We start from the raw sequence: 18,713 nt of genomic DNA on the forward strand, positions 1-18,713 counted from the left end.
GGCAGGCATTTCGTATCGATAAAATGAAAATTATCGTTTTGAGAACTGGAAGCGTCGGCGAGCACCACGCTGACCGTACTTCTTTCGTTCTACCATTCGGCTGTCTCGTGTGAGGTAACCGTTTGCTTTGAGAGATGCGCGAGCATCCGGATCAATCTGGAGCAAAGCACGTGAAAGACCGTGCAAGCAAGCTGCAGCCTGACCTTTGAGACCGCCACCCTGAACGTTAATCAAGATGTCGTATTTGTTCTCGTAGTTTGTTACGAGAAGTGGCTGGTGAACTGCACGAATCTGAGCTTCTGTTGGGAAGTACTCAGCAACGTCTTTGCCGTTTACAACGATTTTACCTGAGCCTTCACGAACAAATACGCGGGCAACAGATGTTTTTCTTCTTCCTGTACCGATTGCAATATTTTTTACTGCCATGATAGACTCCTATTAAAGTTCAATTACTTTTGGGTTCTGTGAAGCATGTGGATGCTCTGAACCAGCATAGATTTTAACATTGCCCATGAGACGGCGGCCGAGTTTGCCGTTCGGGAGCATACCTGCGATTGTGCGAGCCAAAGGATCTGTTGGGTGGCGTTCAATCAACTTCTCGAATGTGTAGCTTCTCAAACCACCAACGAAACCTGTGTAGTGGCGGTAAAGCATATCAGTGCGTTTGTTACCAGAAACTGCAACTTTCTCTGCATTGATGATGACAACATAGTCACCCATTTCCTGGTTTGGTGTGTAAGTTGGTTTGTTCTTTCCACGAAGGATTGAAGCAACTTTTGCTGCAACGCGACCGAGCGGCTTTCCTTCCGCATCGATGAGGTACCAGTCACGTTTCTGTTCATAGTCTTTAACGAAAATGGTTTTCATTCTTTTAACCTTCAATATAGATTCTTTTGTATCGCACTGATTGCATCTTCAGTTTGACACTTTGTAAGCGATGAGCGGTCGCTCACAATGAATATACGGGGACATATAGTATAGAATTTTCTAAGTTTTAAATCAATAGAATTTAAGCCTGTTTTTCATTGCTAATTGATTCAAGTTCTTCACGTTTGGCTTCGTTGCGGTCACGGATGTCGGCAATTCCAATCAAAATTGCGATGATTCCGACAAAAGCAGCGAGCAATGGAGCAGCCCCCTTTAAAACGTAAACAACATTGGCGCTCCAGTTGAGCCCCATCGGAAGACAGGCAAAAACAGTTAACGCAATGCAGGCGATTCCAAAAATAATCGTTACCATAGCTTGATTATAGAAGAAAAATACAAAAGGGGTCAATCAAAAACAATTTCCAACTTTCATTTTTCCCTTTTCATCTATATAATTATTGTATGGCCGATTTTCCGCAGATGAGCTTTCAGCAGCGAACTTCTCAAACAATGTCACAGGCTCAAGTCCAGAGAATGAGTCAGACACAGATAATGTCGCTCAATCTGCTTGCCATGAGCTCAGCGGACTTGCGGAATGAAATTTATTCTTATGTGGCAAAAAATCCTGCCCTGGAGATAAAGTCAGATTCCCTCGAAAGCGGCGTAAAATCTTCTCGCACGGAAGTTTCGGCTTCTTCCCGCTTTTCGGACAACACACATTACGGCTCCACTTCTGCTTCGGGGGCAGCTGCCAGTGACAATTTTCAGGCAGCCCTTGAAAGCAACGCTGACGACCGGGAACCGCTTACTGACCATCTGGAGCATCAGCTCAACTCAATGAAGCTTTCCGCCGAAGAAAAGGCCCTCTGCCTCAAACTGATTTACAACCTCGACCAGAAGGGCTTTCACATCCTCGCCCCGATTTCATTTTTGAATCCCGAAAATCCCCTTCATAACGAAGAATTTTTATCACACTGTCTCAAAATCGTGCAGAATCTCGACCCCATCGGCACCTGCACCAACAACTACCGGGAAAGTCTTTTTGTTCAGGCAGAAATTTCCGGGCTGGCCAGCGATTTAAGTCTTTTCCTTTTGGAATCACAGGAACATTTTGAATTTTTGAATCCGCCTCAGCCGCAGAAAATCCAAAAGAAAATCGAAGACTACCTTTCAGCCCAGAAAAAACTCAAATTCAAGCAGAAAGCCGGAATTTCACTGGAAAAAGATGACATTAATATAGAAGAAATTGAACTCGCACTAAACTTTATCAGGACTTTAGACCCCTACCCTGCCAGAAATTTCGGAAGCAGCCAGACGAATTTCATTTCACCGGATGTTATCGTCACCAAAAACGATGATGACGAAGCCGAAAACGAATTCACTGTCACCTTTGCCCGAGAATTCTTGCCCCGCCTGGAAATCTCAAAGGACTATACTTCGCTCATAAAATCCGCTGAAATCAAAGACGGCGACACAAGCGACAAATCCGAGCGGAAAAAGGCCGAAGTAAAATTTGCCCGCAACAGCGTGAACGAGGCAAAAGTCTTCATCGAAAGCGTCCTCTACCGGGAAAGCACGATTCTAAAAGCAGCTCAGGAAATCGTCTCGGCACAGGCCCAGTTTTTTAGGAAGGGAGCCCGCTACCTTGCCCCCCTCCGCCAGAAAGACATAGCCGAAAAGCTGGGAGTCCACGAAACGACGATTTCCCGCATGGCAAGCTCAAAATATCTGGCCTGCGAATGGGGAATTTTCCCGATCAGCTACTTTTTCACGAATGCAGTCGGAAACACCAAGGCAAATCCTGACCAGAAGGCTCAGGCCCAGAAAAGCACAGCGGCAGGCGAAAGTTCAGGGCCAGCCTCAAAAGAGGGCGTAAAATACGAAATCGCTCAGATTCTGGAAGAGCACAAAAACGACAAAAAAGCCCTTTCCGACCAGAAGATTTCTGACATTCTGGCTGAAAAGGGCATCAAAGTGGCCCGCCGCACAGTCGCAAAGTACCGGGGAGAGCTCAACATCAACTCAAGCTATGAAAGGTGACACCATTCACTTTCGCGGAAATCAAAATCACCGAGATGGGGAGCTAGTTCCTCGAACCAGAAACGGTCGTCGATTTTACGGTCGCCACTGGTCTTGCCAAGATGCCGGTCCGCACGCACGCCCCTACCATGAAAATCACTTCCTGCCGTGACGAACATCCCCAGTTTGTGGGCAAGTTCTTCCAATTTAAAGCCCTCGTTAATCCGGGCTGCAGGATGCCATGCCTCAAGGCCCTCAACGCCATGCCTCTTGATTTTTTCAATCGTTTCTTCCATTTTGCCCCAAGAAACATAAAGTGAAAGGGGGTGGGCCAGAACAGGGATTCCGCCGGCTGAGCAAATGGCTTCTACGGCCACGTCCAGATCCGCTCCTTCATGGCTGACATAATAGGGACGTCCCTTTCCAAGATAACGGTCGAATGCTTCCTGACGGTGCTTGACCTTGCCAATCTGCATCAAAAAAGTCGCAAAATGAGGGCGGCCAATCTGGCTTTCACTGAATTTACCCTCGATTTTCTCCAGAGTGACGTCGATTCCATCTTTTTGCATTCTGTCTACGATTTCCTGATTTCTAACCCGGCGGCTTTCAGTTAAATCAGCGACTATATCCTTTAATTTCTGGGAATTTTTGCGCAGTCCAAGCCCCAGAAGATGGAACTCGCCTGTGGGCCAGCGGACGTTGATTTCGATTCCGGGCAGAAAGAAAATTCCGCTGTCACTCTGGGCACAGGTTCTGGCGGCCTCACTCAGTCCGTCAGTGGTGTCGTGGTCGGTCAAGGCCCAGACCTTTAGTTTCTTTTGAATTGCATATTCTGCCGATTCTTTTGGCGAAAAAAGCCCGTCCGATGCAGAAGAGTGAGAATGTAAGTCTATCATAAAAAAAATAATAGCATAATTTTAAGGTTTGTGTTATACTATTTATTAGGAGTTTAAAAAGATTATGCCAAAAGCAATGTCCTACACAAAAGGTTCAATCATTTACTTTGAAGGAGATACAGACGATCGCGTTTTCATTCTCCAGAAAGGGCATGTTGTCATTACCACAACCGATGTTGAAACAAAACTCCAGACGAGTGAGCAAATCAAGCAGGGTGAGTTTTTCGGTGTAAAATCGGCAATCGGTCATTTTCCTCGTGAAGAAACCGTAATGACGCTCGATGAAGCAGTCTGTATTTCAATGTCGTCACTGGAATTCGAAAATCTTTTCAGCAATAACAAGCAGCTCATCATGAAGATGCTCCGCGTTTTCTCAAATCAGTTGCGCCAGATTCATAAAAAAACTGAGTCCGTCATGAACAACAACGAAAGCTTCAATCAGATGGACGGTCTTTTCGGAGTTGCAAAAGCTTTCTATTCCGACGAAAAATGGCAGAGCTGTGAGGACGTCTGCAAAATCTACCTCAGATTATATCCAACCGAAGCAAACAATAAAGAACTCAAGGAAATGCTGCTCAAATCAAACGCTTACGTTAAAAAAGGCATTTCAAGTTCAACCGCAGCCGAAGAAATCGCGGCCGTATCAGGTGGCGGAACATCAATCAAAATGTTCGAGCTTCCGGCTTTCAAACGCTTCCAGAAAACATACGAAAACGGTCAGGTAATCATTTCCGAGTTTGAGCGCGGCGAAACATTCTACCTCATCCAGAGCGGCAATGTTCAGCTCACAAAATGTATCAACGAATCAAACAAAAACCTCGACATCCTCAAACCGGGCGAGTTCTTTGGTGAAATGGCCATCCTCGACAACACTCCGCGTTCTGCTACTTGTGTTGCCCGCGGTCATGTTGAGTGTCTTGAGTTCAACAAGGCAAACTTTGAAATGCTCATCACAGGCAACCCTCAGCTTGCCCTCATCCTTCTCAAAATCTTCTGTAAACGAATTTACGACCAGAAGCGCCGCCTGAGAATTCTCGTAATTTCAGACCCACAGGCCCGACTGGCAGACGTATTCTGCATGTTCAACGAAATGAATCCTGTAACATCAACTGCAGACCGCCGCCGAAAATTCATGGTAACAGAATCAGACATCGTTCACTGGTCTGGATTGCCAGCACAGACAGCAAAAGACGAGCTCAAACGATTTGTCGTATCGCGCAAAATCGAGATTTACGACACTTACATCATTGTAAACAACATCGCCGATATGCAGCGAATCGTTGAGTCAAGATCAGATCAAAAGAAATAAGATTATCGGTCAAGCCCGATAATGACAGATAGAGAAACTGCCCGCTAGGGACAGTCAAAGAAGCAGCCTGATAAACACTGGCATTGCAGGATTTTCCGCAATCTGTGAGTCAGGCTGTTTTTTTTATTTGTGGGAAATCTTTAGGGCTAGGGAGAAAATCATTGAATCAGCTCCATTGCCATTCATGAGGGAGCCAAGGGGAATGTAGGTGCGGAATTCGCCGCCGATTTTCCAAAGGTCTGAAAGGACATATGAATAAGAAAGGGCTACTTCCGGGTAGAGAAAGTTCAAGTCGCTGAAAAAGCAGCTGTTGATGTCTGAAATATCATCGCCGGCCTTGCTGCCTGTGTCGCGGTTGGGCGAATCTTCGTCAACTCCGCCCGAAAGAATTGCATAGCGGGCCAAAAATCCCAGGCCGGCATTGAGGGAAAGAAGGTGCTTTTCTTCCTGACCGAGTTTTAGCGTGTAGCCGCCGGTCAAATCAATCATTGCGGAAAGGGCCGTGGCAGTGCGGTTCTCGACTTCGGCAGGCTGGGCCTTTTCGCCGTCCCAGAGGTAGTAATTCGTAAAGAAAGAGGCGTGGGCCTGAAGAAGAATATTATTCTCGAGAAGAAAATCACCGCCGATTCCAAGTGAATACATGATTGGGCTGGGCGCAGACTTTGTGTGGTCATCGGTGTTGAGCATGAGCTTGGGGCCCAGGGTAAAGAAAAGAGTGGGATCAATTTTTGAAAAAAAGGATTCCTTTGGCTCAGCAGATGAGTCTGCTTCTTCGGCAGAAATTTCATTCTCAGGGATTTTTTCCTGACCGGCAGAAAACGAAAGAGAAAGCAGGAAAAACGATAAAAACAGGACAAATTTTTTCATTGCAGCCCCGCGCAAGGGTATGTAGCCCCGAAGTTGCCAGCTTGCTGGCAATGAGCGTTAGCGAAGGGCGGAACACCCGACGGCTTTAGCCGGTGCGCCCTTATATTCTACTTTGTATAGAACAATTTTTCCATATCAACGGTGAGGAATCCGGAGCGGCCGGTCTTGTAGAAGTCGCTTTCTTCCCATGAGACGATTAAATATTTGCCGCTGATTGCGAATGCCTGGTATGAGTAGCGCCGGGGGAGCTTTGGGAGGCGGAAGGCCACGTTTTTGCCGTTGTTTATGAGGGGGTGGCCGTCGATTGAGCCCGCAAAATAGGTCGTGCCGTCGCCGAAAACCGCGCAAATCCAGTTGTCCTTGATGATTGCGTTGGCGATTGTACCGTCATCCTTGCCGCTTGAAAAATATCTCGGAGAAGAGCCGCCGAAATCCCGGCATGTGAGCACGAAATTGAAATCTTTTGGAATCGATTTGAGAAGTTCCTTGAGTCGGACCGGGGCTTTTGAAAAATCTTCCGGCGTTACGAGGTTGCGGTAACTTGACTCGCTGATTTCTGAGACCGCGATGCTGCCCGAGTTCTGGCTTGATGAAAATGGCTGAACGCTTGCCAGGTCTACCAGAGATTTCCACTTAATATAATGGAAGGAAACTTTGTTGTTTTTGGTTGATTTTACGGAACTGAACCAGTCTGAGCCGTCGAAGAAGGTGCTTGTGACTTCCCCGCTCTGCTCGATGTTAAGCTCGCCGTAAGTGACGACTGGGAAGAACATTTTCTGTGCGAGAGAAAGGCGGATGATGTGGCTCTGGCCCTGATTCTGGCTTTTATTTGCAGTTTTATTGAAGAAAGAATTTTTTACGAGCGTGAAATACGGGACATTGCCCTCAAAAACGAGGTTTCCGGCCGTTGAATCTGAAAAAAGCTGGTAGTCCTGAATCAAGAGGGGGTTGTCCGTGTCATCAAAATAAAGGGCACCCAGATGATTTACCAGCATGATTGCCTTGCCGTCAGCCGTGACATTGGCATCGCAGATACGAACGCTTTCAGTCCATGGCTTGAGCGACTGAATCGACGCCCTCTGAGGCAGTTCAACCTCAACGATGGAGTCATTTGCAAAGCAAAACCACTTGTGGTCGCTGGATTTTTGCTGCATCTGCATGGGTTCTTCAAGGGCAGTCTTTTTGCCGCAGCCTGAAAACAGCACGCAGATGGAAAATATAGTCAGTGTGATTTTCGACAGTTTCATATATTTATTGTCGGAGAAAAGTCTACTTCAACTTAGACATTTCCATTTGACAAAGCTGGTCGCATCTTTCGTTGTACTCTACCCCGGCGTGACCTTTGACCCAGTTCCATTCCACGTTTAGAGAGGCGTTGAGGGCGTCTAGTTTCTGCCAGAGTTCCTGATTGAGCACGGGCTTTTTTGCAGCCGTTTTCCAGCCGTTTTTCTTCCAGTTGTGAATCCAGCTGGTGATTCCGTTTTTGACATACTGGCTGTCGATGTTTACGAGAACAGGGATATTTCGGAAGCGCTCGGTATTGTAGATTGCCGTGAGAGCCGAGATTGCGGCCGTAAGTTCCATGCGGTTATTTGTGGTGAGTTTTTCGCCGCCGGAAAGTTCGCGGGCCTCGCCTTCTGCAATTACAACGCAAGCCCAGCCGCCCACGCCAGGATTTCCCCAGCAGCCGCCGTCAGTGTATACGATTATTTTTTCCATTGGGAAAGTATACAGGAAAACGAGGAAATGTTACACTGAAAGAATGAAAAAGGCAGACGAGACAGTAAACGGATTATTCGATTTTATAAAAAGAAGCCCGACAAGCTTTCATGCAGTGGCTAATGTCAGCGGGATTTTGAGAGAACAGGGCTTTACGGAACTTTCTGAAGGGGAACCGTGGAAAATTGCTCCGGGCGGAAAATATTTTGTTTGCAGGAACTCTTCTGCCCTCATTTCATTCATTTTGCCGGATTCAGTAAATGGCGGCACGGCTTTCATGCTAACCGCTTCCCACAGCGACTCTCCTTCGTTCAAAATAAAGGAAAATCCTGAGCGAAAGGATGCGGGCTGCGTAAAGCTCAATGTCGAAAAATACGGCGGCATGTTGATTCAGCCCTGGTTTGACAGACCCCTTTCGGTTGCGGGGCGCATCGTTTATAAAGACGGAGACAAAGGAATCAAGGAAAAGCTGGTCTCGATTGACCGTGATTTGCTCGTGATTCCGAATCTTGCAATCCACATGAACCGCGAGGCAAACGAGGGGCACAAAATCGATGTGCAGAAAGAGATTGAGCCTGTGCTTTCACTTTCAGAAAAAGCCTCACTTCTTTCTATTATATCGGAGCAGGCAGAAGTTCCGAAGGAAGACATTTTAAGCTCAGACCTTTTCCTTTACGCAAGGACAGAGCCGACCCGCTGGGGAGCAGAAAAAGAATTCATTTCCGCCCCGCGACTTGATGATTTGGAATGTGCATGGACTTGCCTTCAGGGATTTGTTTCTGCTGAGAATCCGTCTGCAATTCCGCTTTACTGCCTTTTTGACAACGAGGAAGTCGGAAGCTCCACAAGACAGGGCGCGGACTCAACTTTCCTTTCGGACACACTTGAGCGCATTTCAGAAAAACTCGGCTGGTCAGGCGAAGAATACAAAATCGCACTTTCAAAAAGCTTCATGCTGAGCGCAGACAACGCCCACGCCGTCCATCCGAATTTCAGCGAAAGCGCAGACCCGGTCAACCGCCCGACCTTGAACGGCGGAATCGTAATCAAATACAACGCAGCACAAAAATACACATCCGATGCCGTCACATCAGGATTCTTCAAGCTGGTCTGCCAGAAAGCAGGCGTTCCGTTCCAGATTTTCACAAACAACTCAAACATAGCAGGCGGAAGCACGCTCGGAAACATCAGCCAGAATCACGTTTCAGTGCCATGCGTTGACATAGGACTAGCCCAGTGGGCAATGCACTCACCATACGAAAGCGCCGGAGCAGAAGACGTGGAAAGCATGATAAAGGCGGTGAAGTGCTTTTATGGGGAGAGGTTTAAGAAGGAATAAAGGCGGCTCCCCTCTGGCTGGTTCGACAAAACTCACCAACCAGAGGGGCGGGCTTTTCGGGGTTACGCTACCGCTTCATTGCTCCACTTCGTTTCGCAACGCTTCGCGCCCCTACAATCCCTAGCCGAAAAAAAGCATAATTTTACAATTATTTTTATTTCTTAAAGATTTCCATAAGTTTCTTGCCAGAAATATTTTGCTCATCTCTTAAGATTTGAAATCCAAGATGAGGTTCTTTAGAGTCACCAGTACTTCCTACAGAGCCTATTTTAGTTTCTTCTGTTATATAAGTGCCTTTCTTACATCTTGTTGAGCTCATATTTCCGTAAATTGTTTTAAGTCTGGAATTGTGCGTAACAATGACATAATTTCCAAATCTTGTATCATATCCAATAGAAGTTACTTTGCCAGACATTGCTGCATAAATATTTGTTCCAATCGGACAAATAAAATTGAGAACATCAGATTTTTCTGACAGGGTATATTCAGATTTTATTGGTGAAGAAAAATTAGTCAGTTCATAATCATCATAACTCTCTATACCTTTTTCCTTAGCATTGTAATAATCATCCCCTTTTTCGAAACCATTATTTTCTGCAATCTGACTATCTTCTTTTGTTTTGAAACCTTTTGATGTATAGTCAAGATAATCCTTGTAATCTACATAATTTACATAACCAAGTTCTTTGGCTCCGTAATAAGCTTCTGATTCTTTATTCTTCGGGGGATTTTCATTAAAGACGATGAGACTTTGTAATGGGGAAACCATTTTTTCCACTGAAGATTGTTTTTTTACAGTTGAATATAATACAAATCCATTCTTGTAAGCATCTTCAGCATCTTCGAGATTCGTAAATGAATTTCTTTCACAATAATAGAAGAATTCTCCGTTTTCGATTCCAAGCTGTTTTGCTTTTTCATAATCCGAAGGATTTTTGTATCCTTCACTTTTTCCTTTTTTGTAATCTGCCAAAGTTTTGTAGCCTTCAAGAGAGAAGATAAAATATGTATTTCCAGCGATCACAAATGCATCTGAGGATTTTGGTACCGTTGAAGAACCAGGTTTTGAATAGGAATCAGATTGAAGAAAAATCAAGGAAATATCATAGGCTTTTATTATTGCCTCAAAGTCATCAACTGTTTTAATCCGAATCATCGGAAGATTTTGCTTTGAGTCTATTTCGATATATTTTAATTCAGGGAACGCATGTATTCCTAGGATTATTATTTGAATTATAAAAAGAATTCGTTTCAATTTCTGCCTCTTTAGAAATAGTAATAAATAGTATATTTCAGCCCTTTATTAATATGAAAAGTTTGGACTATATCTGACATGCTACTTCTAAGAGTTTGGAAAGACTCCTTTTCCGCTATAAGAGTTTTTGAAGATGAGGGAGGGACAGCATTCGTAGCTACAATATCACATAATTCAGCGCCTGTTCGCTTTTGATAGTTTTCATTTGATTTCGAAAAAAAATGAATAGAACACTCCTTTACTTCAAATGTGTCGTCTCCATCATTTATTGCAGTATACTTTACAACTCGATGATATGAATCATTATAATTAAGCTTATATCCGTACCTTGTAACTGTTTCGCTACTTTTTTCATTATCACCCGTAGTACAGCTGATAAATTCAGCCACAGCAATCATCACAACTAGCAAAAAGAAAATTATCCTACTGATTCTCAATTTTTCGTTTCTAAGTTTCATATTTTATCCTCCGTGTTTTTAAGGAAAAGCTGCACTCACAAACTTAAAAGCTAATACTCAAAGTAGTGAAATTGGAAAAATATAATTCATTCAAACGAATGAATAAGCATTATTATATCATCTTTTCAGATGAAGTAAAGACAAAATTAATATTCAATTGAAGTAAAATGGCTACATGGGAAATTCATTTAAAGAGAATCTGAGAGAAGAATTAGAATTTAACGGAATTTCAATAAAAGATTTATCCGTGCAAACGAAAATTCCACGCCGCTCGATTGATAATTATCTGAATTCTCGTTCATCAATGCCGCCAGCAGATTATGCCTGTCGAATTGCAAAAGTTCTTAACACAACGGTAGAAAAACTGGTTGGTGAAAATCAAGCTCCAGTCAAAAATGAAAAAGAATCCCAGAATGCAAAAATAATATATCTATTGAATCAAGCAAAATCAGAAGATAAAAAGGCAATTCTGCAACTTTTAACGACAATCACATCAAAATAGGAAGTTTTTCCGGTCTAGGCTATGGAGTGGCTGCGAAGTTTTTCTTAAAGTTTCGTTTATTTGCCTTTGTGATAATGGGTTTTGCACTGAACGATATGTAAAACTCCGTTATCATCTATACGATAAACAAGACGGTCTTTTCCTGTAATTTCTCGACTCCAATAACCTGACATTTCATATTTGAGAGGTTCGGGCTTGCCAATTCCTTTATCCACGCCGTTTCGTTGAATGTCTTTCACCTAGTCCGGCTTTATCCTGACTGATTGATTCCGAAAGAACTTTCATATTTTCGGCAGAATAAAACGGTGAGTCTCCAGCTTTTAAGGCGAAAGGAATGCCGTTTTCACGAATCGTGGCTTTTACGAAGGCTGTGACTGCACTCGTGATATTCAGTCCAATTGCCTTGCAGATTCTTTCAAAGTCAAGTTTCTCTTCATTATCAATTTTGATTGAAAGTGTAGTCATAATATACTCCTTGGTAATACCCAGTAAGTAAATAATAATACTAAATAGAGCCAGTGTCAATTTTTTTGGCAAATCGGGCTGTGCGGGTCTCGGAAAAATCTATGATTTTTCCGCGGGCTAGGCTATGGAGCCCCGGAGTTGCCAGCTTGCTGGCAATGAGCGTTAGCGAAGGGCGGAACAGCCGACCGTGCGGAGCGCGGGAGCCCCCGAATTTATAAAATTTTTCTTGCCGAATTCTGCTATTTTCTGTATTTTTATTGTTGTAGAAAAATTAAATAACGGCTTGCTGATGCTGAAATAATTCCGGCATGGCAAGTCTTATAGGAGATAAAATAAAAATGGCTAAACAGTTGATTTTTAATGAAGAAGCTCGCAAAAAGATGCTTTCTGGCGTTGAGCAGATTGCCCGCGCTGTAAAAGTAACTCTCGGACCTTGTGGCCGACTGGTTATGCTCGACAAAAAATTCGGCGCACCAACAATCACAAAAGACGGTGTTTCTGTTGCAAAAGAAGTTGAGCTCAAAGATCCTTATGAGAACATGGGCGCACAGCTTGTTAAGGAAGTTGCTTCTAAGACAAACGATGTTGCAGGTGACGGTACTACTACTGCTACAGTTTTGGCTTACGCTATCGTTCGCGAGGGCTTGAAGAGCGTTTCTGCCGGTATGACTCCAATCGAAATCAAACGCGGTATCGACAAGGCTACTGCTGTTGCTGTTGAGGCTATCAAAAAGAACAGCCGCGCAGTTAAGGGCGGTGAGGACATCACTCACGTTGCTACAATTTCTGCAAACAACGACCCTGAAATCGGTAAAATCCTTGCTGATGCTATCGAAAAGGTCGGCAAAGACGGCGTTATCACTGTTGAAGAGTCAAAGAACATGGACACAACCGTTAAGACTGTTGAAGGTATGCAGTTCGACCGCGGTTACATCTCTTCTTACTTCGTAACTGACCGTGAGCGCATGGAAGTTAACTACAACGACGCTTTCATTTTGATTCACGACAAAAAAATCTCTACAATGAAAGACCTTCTCCCTGTTTTGGAGAAAGTTGCTCAGACTGGTAAACCTCTCGTAATCATCTGTGAGGACATGGACGGTGAGGCTCTTGCTACTCTCGTTTTGAACTCTATCCGCGGTACTTTGAAGTGCGTTGCCGTTAAGGCTCCAGGATTCGGTGACCGCCGAAAGGAAATGCTTCAGGACATCGCTATTTTGACTGGCGGTACTGTAATTTCTGAAGAGCTCGGACTCAAGCTTGAGACAACAGAACTTGCTCAGCTCGGTCAGGTTAAATCTGTTAAAATCGACAAGGACAACACTGTACTTGTTGACGGAGCTGGTGCAAAAGACGCTATCGCTGCCCGCGTTGCAGAAATCAAGGCTCAGGTTGAAAAATCAACTTCTGAGTACGACAAAGAGAAGCTCAAGGAGCGCCTTGCTAAACTCTCTGGTGGTGTAGCCGTAATCAACATCGGTGCTATCACTGAGACTGAAATGAAAGAGAAGAAATTCCGCGTTGAGGATACTCTTGCCGCAACTCGCGCTGCTCTCGAAGAAGGTATCGTTTGCGGTGGTGGAATCGCTTTGATTGAGGCTGCAAAAGCCCTCACAGACGACGCTGCAAAAGACTTGAGCGAAGACGAGAAAGTCGGCTTCCGAATTGTCCGCCGTGCTCTCGAAGAGCCAATCCGCCAGATTGCAGAGAATGCTGGTGTTGACGGTGCTGTTATCGCTGACAAAGCTAAGAGCGAGAAGAAAGGCACTGGTTACAACGCTTACACAGGCGAATGGGTAGACATGATGGACGCAGGTATCATCGACCCGGCAAAGGTAACACGTTCTGCACTCCAGAATGCAGCTTCTGTTGCAGGTATGCTTCTTACAACAGAATGTGCTATCACAGACATCCCAGAGCCACCGGCACCAACACCGGCAGCTGCTCCTGACATGGGCGGAATGTACTAATAAGCAAGGAAATCCCTGCGAGTTTTCTGAAAGAAAACTCGTTAGCTCGCGTAAGCGAGCATGCATGGGAATGGACTACTAATACGTAATTCTCATTAAGCAAGTCCGCACTGAGATTTTTCTTGGTGCGGATTTTTTTATTCTAAAAGCTGATTATTTCCGTAAAGCACTCGATTGCAAACATGTCGGTCATGCCGGAGATGAATTCAATCACGCACTTTTTGTAGCTTTCGTTGTCGAAGATGTCGAAAACTGCGGATGTTTCTGCGTTCGACGGCTTTTTCTGGTTCGTTTTTTCGGCGTAGTTCGTGTAGTGAAGGAGCCATTTTGTGTATTCGTCGCCGAGGCGGGGATAGGGGCTCAGCTGAAGCTCGACATTTCCTTTCTGAACGAAAATCTGTGCCCTTTGAAGCGTGTTAAAAATCGTTTCGAGGACATTTCTTGCGTACTTCTGGAATTCTACGAGCCGCCAGTGGTTGTAGATGTTGGCGTAACTGAATTTTTTAAGCTCGGTGATGAAGCGGAAATAACTCTGGGAGAAGAAAAGTCCTTCGCTGGGATTGGAATTTTCGCAGAGGTCGACAATCATGTCGTTAATCAGGACGCTCGGATTGACTGCCCTGCCGCTCCTGTGGGAAAGAGTCTTTCCGCCGCGGGTCATGCCTAAGGTTTCTGTGACAATTTCTCGCAGCTGGCGGTAGCTTCCCATGTCGAGAAGGTGATAGGCGCGGGCATCCTGAATGTCACGCCCCAAAAAAGCAATCTTATCGCTGATTTTTACGACGCATCCTTCCCAGGTGAATGGCTGAACAAGGCCCGGCCGCTTGATGTCGTAAAGATTGATTGCCTCTTCGCGCGGTTTTACTCCCTGCTGGTCAATTTCACCGCAATGGCAGATAAGTCCGTCGCGCACTGCGTAAGTGAGGTTGAGCGGGCGTTTGATTCCGTTAGGGTCGTCTAGAGTTTCGATAAAGTCAGCAAAGAAAAGAGAATTGCGTTCGTGCCAGAATTTCTTCGGGGCATTTGCTCCTTCTTTTTTACCCAGAAGGTCGTTCAGAATGTCTTCGCCGGAGTGACCAAAAGGTGCGTGGCCGATGTCGTGGCCGATTGCAATCGCTTGGGTAAGTTCCTGATTTAAGCCCAGATATTTTGCAATGGTCGAAGCGACAGAAGCAACGTGAAGAACGTGCTCCATTCGGGTGCAGACGTGGTCGTTGTGAGGTGCGAAAAAGACCTGGGTCTTGTGCTTGAGGCGGCTGTATGCCTGACAGTGAAGAAGTCGTGTGTAATCGCGCTCAAATTCCGAGCGGATTCCGTTGCCGCGTGAATAAATCGGGATTTCACGGGTGACAGCCTGCTCGAATTTGTGACTCAGACAGTCGCATTTTACTGACTCAAAAGAATTCTGCATAACTTATTTTCGTGAACTGTGGTTGCGGCCGACCTGATCAAAGAATTTTGAACCGCCGTTTCCGTTGCCGCGTGTAGGTCCCAAAAGTCTTGCCTGTACTTCAGAAGTTTTCTTCATTGAAGTCGCTACAGTTTTTCCAGTGTTTGACAGGCGGTTATAGTTCATTTCATACCTGACAGGATTTGTCTCGCTGAAATGAGAAATTTTGCCCGACCCGATAAAAAAGGAAAGCACAGCCACAACAACTAAAAAAATCGCGATTCCCTTTACTTTTTGAACAATTTTTGAATCATCAATACCATTTGTCATGAATAACTCCTTTTTGTACTAAAGCACACTTTTAGAATTCCACCCAATATTATTTTCGGAAAAAGCAGGGCGGGCTTTAGACAAGGTTTTGGGACAGAGTTTTCAGATATGGATTTTTACTCTTCGGTCTTTAATTTCCTGAAGAATCTCACGATAAATGGCCTAGGGATTTGTATTAAAAGTTGACGAAAATGTTATAACGATATATATTTAAACAAACGGAGACGCAAAGCAATTGAGCGACCGCCTCCGTAGCTGTTTATTACAAGCCCGTCCGAAAGTTGGTAGCTAAGAGGCGGGCTTTTTCATGCTCTTAAATCCTATTTTATCAGGAAGGTGAGCAGGTCTATAACAATTGCGATGATTGCAATGACTAACATTGCTTTTTCGTATTTTGTCACAGACTTCCTCCTTCATTCACGAGAAATCGGAGTTAAGCCGCCACAATTATTTTGCATCCCCTATACAAATTATAGTATCAAAGAATTTTAAAAACTTCAATGTTTACTTTCACCACTTGCAACTACAAAAGCTAAAACAAGTCGAATAATAAAGACTGAATCATTTTTATTGACTTCTAAAATTTTTTACTTTTTTTCCTCATGACGGTCGATCTCAGAACCAACTTTATTTCCTGCAAGTGCACCAATCAATCCGCCAGCAATCGCACCAGGAATAGTTCCTGCTATAGCCCCTAATGGACCTGCAGCAATTCCTACTCCCGCACCAACTTTCGCACCAGCAATAACCCCTGCAATCAAACCACCGCTTGTTCCAACGGCTTCCTTCTTTCTTCCCATAAGTATCTCCTGAATTTTTATTTATAAATCTGTTTGAATTGGATTTTAGAATAAAAACAGATTTATAAACTGTATTATAAAATATTTTTAATATTTTTCAAGTAGTATTTTTGATTAAATAAATACTCAAACTTTGTTATTGTTAATTAATAAACATTCATAGTAAAAGAATGGACTTGAAACAAATTTTCATAAACAATTTGAAATTTTATCGTAAGCAAAAAGGATTAACGCAGAACGAACTCACTCTTGCAATTGATAAAAGCTACAACTACATCAATAGTGTTGAGCAGGGAAAGATGATGCCATCATTCGATGTAATTGAGCAACTTTGCATGGTTTTACAGATAAAACCGATTCAATTATTTGATGACCGGGCTTCACCCGAAAATATAAAGACTTTTTCAAAAGAAGAATACATCAATGAACTTTCGAACAAGCTGTTCAACAAACTAAAACCTCTTATTTCTCATGAAATCAGGAATACAATATCCTAATAAATACTTCGTCTAAAAGCGACAACACAGAATTTACAAATAAAAATTTAAGTATTTTACCGAGGTTGCTCTATTGAAGCTATACATCAAAAGTTTTTAATCCATGCGCCAGGCTATGGAGCAGCCGCGAAGCGGGCCACTGGACTGAGCGAACGAAAGTGAGCGAGGGAAGCGGCTGACCGTTAGGGAACTGCGGAACAGCCGACCTGCTTCCCTGAGCGAAGTCGAAGGGTAGCAGGTGGCGCCCATCTTTTACCCTTTGTTTTTCAACTTTCTAAAAAAACTCACCGTAAACGGCACTGAACAGATTGCGGCGAGCATGTCACAGACAGCCTGCGTGAGCTGCACGCCGAGAATTTCTTCTGCACCAAAAAGCTTGACCAGATGAGGAAGCAAAAAAATACACGGAATGAAGAAAAGCCCCTGTCTCATCGATGAAAGGAAAGTCGCGCTCTTTTTCTCACCGGCCACCTGAAGGAGCATGTTCGTGCCGAAAATCAGCGAATGGAAAGGAAGGACACAGGCCTGGGCACGCAAAGCCAAAGCTCCCACGGCAACCACAGCATCGTCATCGCGGAAGAAGCGCACAATCTCCGGTGCAAAAACAAAGACAAGGACAGCGGAAACAGTCATCACACTCGCGCTCACTTTTACGAGGAAGGAATAAGACTGGCGAACCCGGTCGAACTTTTTGGCTCCGTAATTCATTCCACACACAGGCTGAAATCCCTGCCCCAATCCGATTGCAATAGCAAGTAACAATTTGTCCACGCGGTTACAGATTGCCATGCCCGCTACTCCCGCATCCGCCGCAAGTGCCGAAGTAGCTGCAAGCGAAAGCGTAACTGCTCCCCAAAAAGCCGCCTGCCTGTTTAAAAAAATGCCCGAAAGCGCGCCCATTCCCTGACGGAAGAAGGAAGGAAGGCCTGTCGTAATGATGTCAGAATAAGTTTTGAGTGAGCGGGAAATGTGTCTGTGCGAAAGCTCAGCAAGGGACTTTTTTCGGACAAACATTGAAAGCAGAATCGAAAAACTCACAATCTGGCTGATTAAAGTGGCAATCGCTGCCCCGGAAATGCCCATCCCGAAGACAAAAATAAAAAGCGGGTCAAGCAGCATGTTCAGGATTCCGCCGGAAATCATTCCAATCATCGAAAAAGCCGCCCGTCCCTGAAAGCGCATGAGATTGTTCATCGCAAAGGAAGTGATGATAAATGGCGCGCCAAAAAGAATATACCGGGCATAATCGAGCGCATAAGGAAGAATCGTGGGCGTGGAACCAAGATGGCGCACAAGGCTCTCACGGAAAAGATTCCCAAAAATAGTAAAAAGAACGCCCACAGTGAATGCGGTAAAAATCGCGGTTGAACAGTAAGTATTCGCCTTTTTAAAATCTTCCGCGCCCAGAGCACGGCTTGTGATTGAGCCGCTCCCCATTCCGATTGTAAAAGCACAGGCCTGCATCAAAAACATGAGCGTAAAAGTAACGCCAACAGCCCCGCTCGCAGAAGTTCCGAGCTTTGAGACAAAAAAAGTGTCAGCGGTGTTGTAAATTGCCGTAATCATCATAGTGATGATCGTAGGAACCGCGTTCTTGATTATGAGCGAACCAACCGGCTCAGAGAGCATTTTTTGAAGGGAAGTTTGATTTTGCATTAGGATTTATTATAAAAGAAAAAAGAATTTTTACCAATCTGGATAGTGGGCGTATGAAAAACTTTGGCGGCTCCCCGCTTTCAGCGGGTCGGGCTTGAACCAAGTCTTCTGGTCGCAACTTCCTGTTGCTTCCCGCCAGACCCCGCCTGCGTTCGCTGCCGGCGGCCTCCTTGCCGCCTTTTCGCTGTCGCGCGCTCACTCCGGAGGTTGGTTCAAGAACCTGCTTTCAGATGGATTTCTTGTAAATAAAAAATCCTGTGCTTCCACAGGATTCTAGAGCCGACTGTCGGACTTGAACCAACCACCTGCGCGTTACGAGGGCGCTGCTCTACCGGATGAGCTAAGTCGGCGGGAGCGGGTGAAAAATCATCCGC

Annotated in this window: 21 protein-coding genes and 1 tRNA gene; 6 read left to right on the plus strand and 16 right to left on the minus strand. The window is 44.7% G+C overall.

All coding sequences use genetic code 11. From position 1 onward, the window contains the following. Nucleotides 1-30: 30 nt before the first annotated feature. The 3 genes from rpsI to HNP76_RS00330 form a co-directional block, all read right to left on the minus strand. On the minus strand, nucleotides 31-426 hold the full coding sequence (gene rpsI, locus HNP76_RS00320; RefSeq protein WP_184656329.1) for a 30S ribosomal protein S9: 396 nt from the start codon (nucleotides 424-426) through the stop codon (nucleotides 31-33). A 12-nt stretch (nucleotides 427-438) separates the two neighbouring features. Continuing rightward, the gene (gene rplM / locus HNP76_RS00325; protein WP_184656330.1) at nucleotides 439-867 is read right to left on the minus strand and encodes a 50S ribosomal protein L13; all 429 of its coding nucleotides are present in this window, start codon (nucleotides 865-867) and stop codon (nucleotides 439-441) included. 142 nt (nucleotides 868-1,009) lie between these two features. Next, on the minus strand, nucleotides 1,010-1,240 hold the full coding sequence (locus HNP76_RS00330) for a hypothetical protein (RefSeq protein ID WP_184656331.1): 231 nt from the start codon (nucleotides 1,238-1,240) through the stop codon (nucleotides 1,010-1,012). An 89-nt stretch (nucleotides 1,241-1,329) separates the two neighbouring features. Between HNP76_RS00330 and rpoN the strand changes: the two genes are divergently transcribed. After that, nucleotides 1,330-2,907, plus strand: a complete 1,578-nt coding sequence (rpoN, locus tag HNP76_RS00335) for an RNA polymerase factor sigma-54 (RefSeq protein ID WP_184656332.1) — start codon at nucleotides 1,330-1,332, stop codon at nucleotides 2,905-2,907. Here rpoN and HNP76_RS00340 read toward each other — a convergent pair. Beyond that, on the minus strand, nucleotides 2,895-3,782 hold the full coding sequence (locus HNP76_RS00340; protein WP_184656333.1) for a PHP domain-containing protein: 888 nt from the start codon (nucleotides 3,780-3,782) through the stop codon (nucleotides 2,895-2,897). The genes rpoN and HNP76_RS00340 overlap by 13 nt on opposite strands. 64 nt (nucleotides 3,783-3,846) lie before the next feature. On the opposite strand from HNP76_RS00340, the gene HNP76_RS00345 reads away from it, so the two are divergent. Further along, the gene (locus HNP76_RS00345) at nucleotides 3,847-5,091 is read left to right on the plus strand and encodes a Crp/Fnr family transcriptional regulator (protein WP_184656334.1); all 1,245 of its coding nucleotides are present in this window, start codon (nucleotides 3,847-3,849) and stop codon (nucleotides 5,089-5,091) included. A 123-nt stretch (nucleotides 5,092-5,214) separates the two neighbouring features. Here the strand turns inward: HNP76_RS00345 and HNP76_RS00350 are convergent, their stop codons facing one another. The 3 genes from HNP76_RS00350 to rnhA form a co-directional block, all read right to left on the minus strand. After that, nucleotides 5,215-5,958 carry a hypothetical protein gene (locus HNP76_RS00350; protein WP_184656335.1) on the minus strand — a complete coding sequence of 248 codons (744 nt, stop codon included), beginning with the start codon at nucleotides 5,956-5,958 and terminating at the stop codon, nucleotides 5,215-5,217. Nucleotides 5,959-6,065: 107 nt separating this feature from the next. After that, a complete protein-coding gene (locus tag HNP76_RS00355; RefSeq protein WP_184656336.1) occupies nucleotides 6,066-7,205 on the minus strand; it encodes a DUF8086 family protein in 1,140 nt (379 codons plus the stop codon). A 22-nt stretch (nucleotides 7,206-7,227) separates the two neighbouring features. Continuing rightward, nucleotides 7,228-7,677 carry a ribonuclease HI gene (gene rnhA / locus HNP76_RS00360; protein WP_184656337.1) on the minus strand — a complete coding sequence of 150 codons (450 nt, stop codon included), beginning with the start codon at nucleotides 7,675-7,677 and terminating at the stop codon, nucleotides 7,228-7,230. 43 nt (nucleotides 7,678-7,720) lie between these two features. Here rnhA and HNP76_RS00365 point away from each other — a divergent pair, with 43 nt between their 5' ends. Continuing rightward, complete coding sequence (locus tag HNP76_RS00365) at nucleotides 7,721-9,016, plus strand: M18 family aminopeptidase (protein WP_184656338.1); 1,296 nt, start codon at nucleotides 7,721-7,723, stop codon at nucleotides 9,014-9,016. A gap of 154 nt (nucleotides 9,017-9,170) precedes the next feature. Here HNP76_RS00365 and HNP76_RS00370 read toward each other — a convergent pair whose 3' ends face one another. Both HNP76_RS00370 and HNP76_RS00375 read right to left on the minus strand, forming a co-directional pair. After that, on the minus strand, nucleotides 9,171-10,271 hold the full coding sequence (locus HNP76_RS00370; RefSeq protein ID WP_184656339.1) for a M23 family metallopeptidase: 1,101 nt from the start codon (nucleotides 10,269-10,271) through the stop codon (nucleotides 9,171-9,173). A gap of 11 nt (nucleotides 10,272-10,282) precedes the next feature. Continuing rightward, the gene (locus HNP76_RS00375) at nucleotides 10,283-10,729 is read right to left on the minus strand and encodes a hypothetical protein (protein WP_184656340.1); all 447 of its coding nucleotides are present in this window, start codon (nucleotides 10,727-10,729) and stop codon (nucleotides 10,283-10,285) included. 175 nt (nucleotides 10,730-10,904) lie between these two features. Here HNP76_RS00375 and HNP76_RS00380 point away from each other — a divergent pair, with 175 nt between their 5' ends. Beyond that, complete coding sequence (locus HNP76_RS00380) at nucleotides 10,905-11,231, plus strand: helix-turn-helix transcriptional regulator (protein ID WP_184656341.1); 327 nt, start codon at nucleotides 10,905-10,907, stop codon at nucleotides 11,229-11,231. Nucleotides 11,232-11,287: 56 nt separating this feature from the next. Here HNP76_RS00380 and HNP76_RS00385 read toward each other — a convergent pair whose 3' ends face one another. Together HNP76_RS00385 and HNP76_RS00390 are read right to left on the minus strand one after the other, a co-directional pair. Next, entirely contained in the window at nucleotides 11,288-11,470 is a 183-nt protein-coding gene (locus HNP76_RS00385; RefSeq protein WP_184656342.1) for a Txe/YoeB family addiction module toxin, read from the minus strand. Continuing rightward, nucleotides 11,439-11,696: a type II toxin-antitoxin system RelB/DinJ family antitoxin gene (locus HNP76_RS00390; RefSeq protein WP_184656343.1), complete on the minus strand. Its 258-nt coding sequence runs from the start codon at nucleotides 11,694-11,696 to the stop codon at nucleotides 11,439-11,441. The genes HNP76_RS00385 and HNP76_RS00390 overlap by 32 nt, the downstream gene beginning before the upstream one ends. 338 nt (nucleotides 11,697-12,034) lie before the next feature. Between HNP76_RS00390 and groL the strand changes: the two genes are divergently transcribed. Next, entirely contained in the window at nucleotides 12,035-13,666 is a 1,632-nt protein-coding gene (gene groL / locus HNP76_RS00395; protein WP_184656344.1) for a chaperonin GroEL, read from the plus strand. Nucleotides 13,667-13,808: 142 nt separating this feature from the next. On the opposite strand, the gene HNP76_RS00400 is transcribed toward groL, so the two are convergent. From HNP76_RS00400 to HNP76_RS00410, 3 genes are all read right to left on the minus strand, one after another. Beyond that, nucleotides 13,809-15,077, minus strand: coding sequence for a deoxyguanosinetriphosphate triphosphohydrolase family protein (locus HNP76_RS00400; RefSeq protein WP_184656345.1), 1,269 nt, complete (start codon nucleotides 15,075-15,077; stop codon nucleotides 13,809-13,811). A gap of 3 nt (nucleotides 15,078-15,080) precedes the next feature. Continuing rightward, entirely contained in the window at nucleotides 15,081-15,386 is a 306-nt protein-coding gene (locus HNP76_RS00405; RefSeq protein WP_184656346.1) for a hypothetical protein, read from the minus strand. A 587-nt stretch (nucleotides 15,387-15,973) separates the two neighbouring features. Further along, nucleotides 15,974-16,186: a hypothetical protein gene (locus tag HNP76_RS00410; RefSeq protein WP_184656347.1), complete on the minus strand. Its 213-nt coding sequence runs from the start codon at nucleotides 16,184-16,186 to the stop codon at nucleotides 15,974-15,976. Between the two features lie 170 nt (nucleotides 16,187-16,356). Here HNP76_RS00410 and HNP76_RS00415 point away from each other — a divergent pair, with 170 nt between their 5' ends. Continuing rightward, a complete protein-coding gene (locus tag HNP76_RS00415; RefSeq protein ID WP_184656348.1) occupies nucleotides 16,357-16,683 on the plus strand; it encodes a helix-turn-helix domain-containing protein in 327 nt (108 codons plus the stop codon). A 252-nt stretch (nucleotides 16,684-16,935) separates the two neighbouring features. On the opposite strand, the gene HNP76_RS00420 is transcribed toward HNP76_RS00415, so the two are convergent. Both HNP76_RS00420 and HNP76_RS00425 read right to left on the minus strand, forming a co-directional pair. After that, nucleotides 16,936-18,339: an MATE family efflux transporter gene (locus HNP76_RS00420; RefSeq protein ID WP_184656349.1), complete on the minus strand. Its 1,404-nt coding sequence runs from the start codon at nucleotides 18,337-18,339 to the stop codon at nucleotides 16,936-16,938. A gap of 277 nt (nucleotides 18,340-18,616) precedes the next feature. After that, a tRNA-Thr gene (locus tag HNP76_RS00425) sits at nucleotides 18,617-18,689 on the minus strand. Nucleotides 18,690-18,713 lie beyond the last annotated feature (24 nt).

It is taken from the genome of Treponema ruminis (assembly GCF_014201975.1).
In the GTDB taxonomy this organism is placed as follows: Bacteria; Spirochaetota; Spirochaetia; order Treponematales; family Treponemataceae; genus Treponema_D; species Treponema_D ruminis.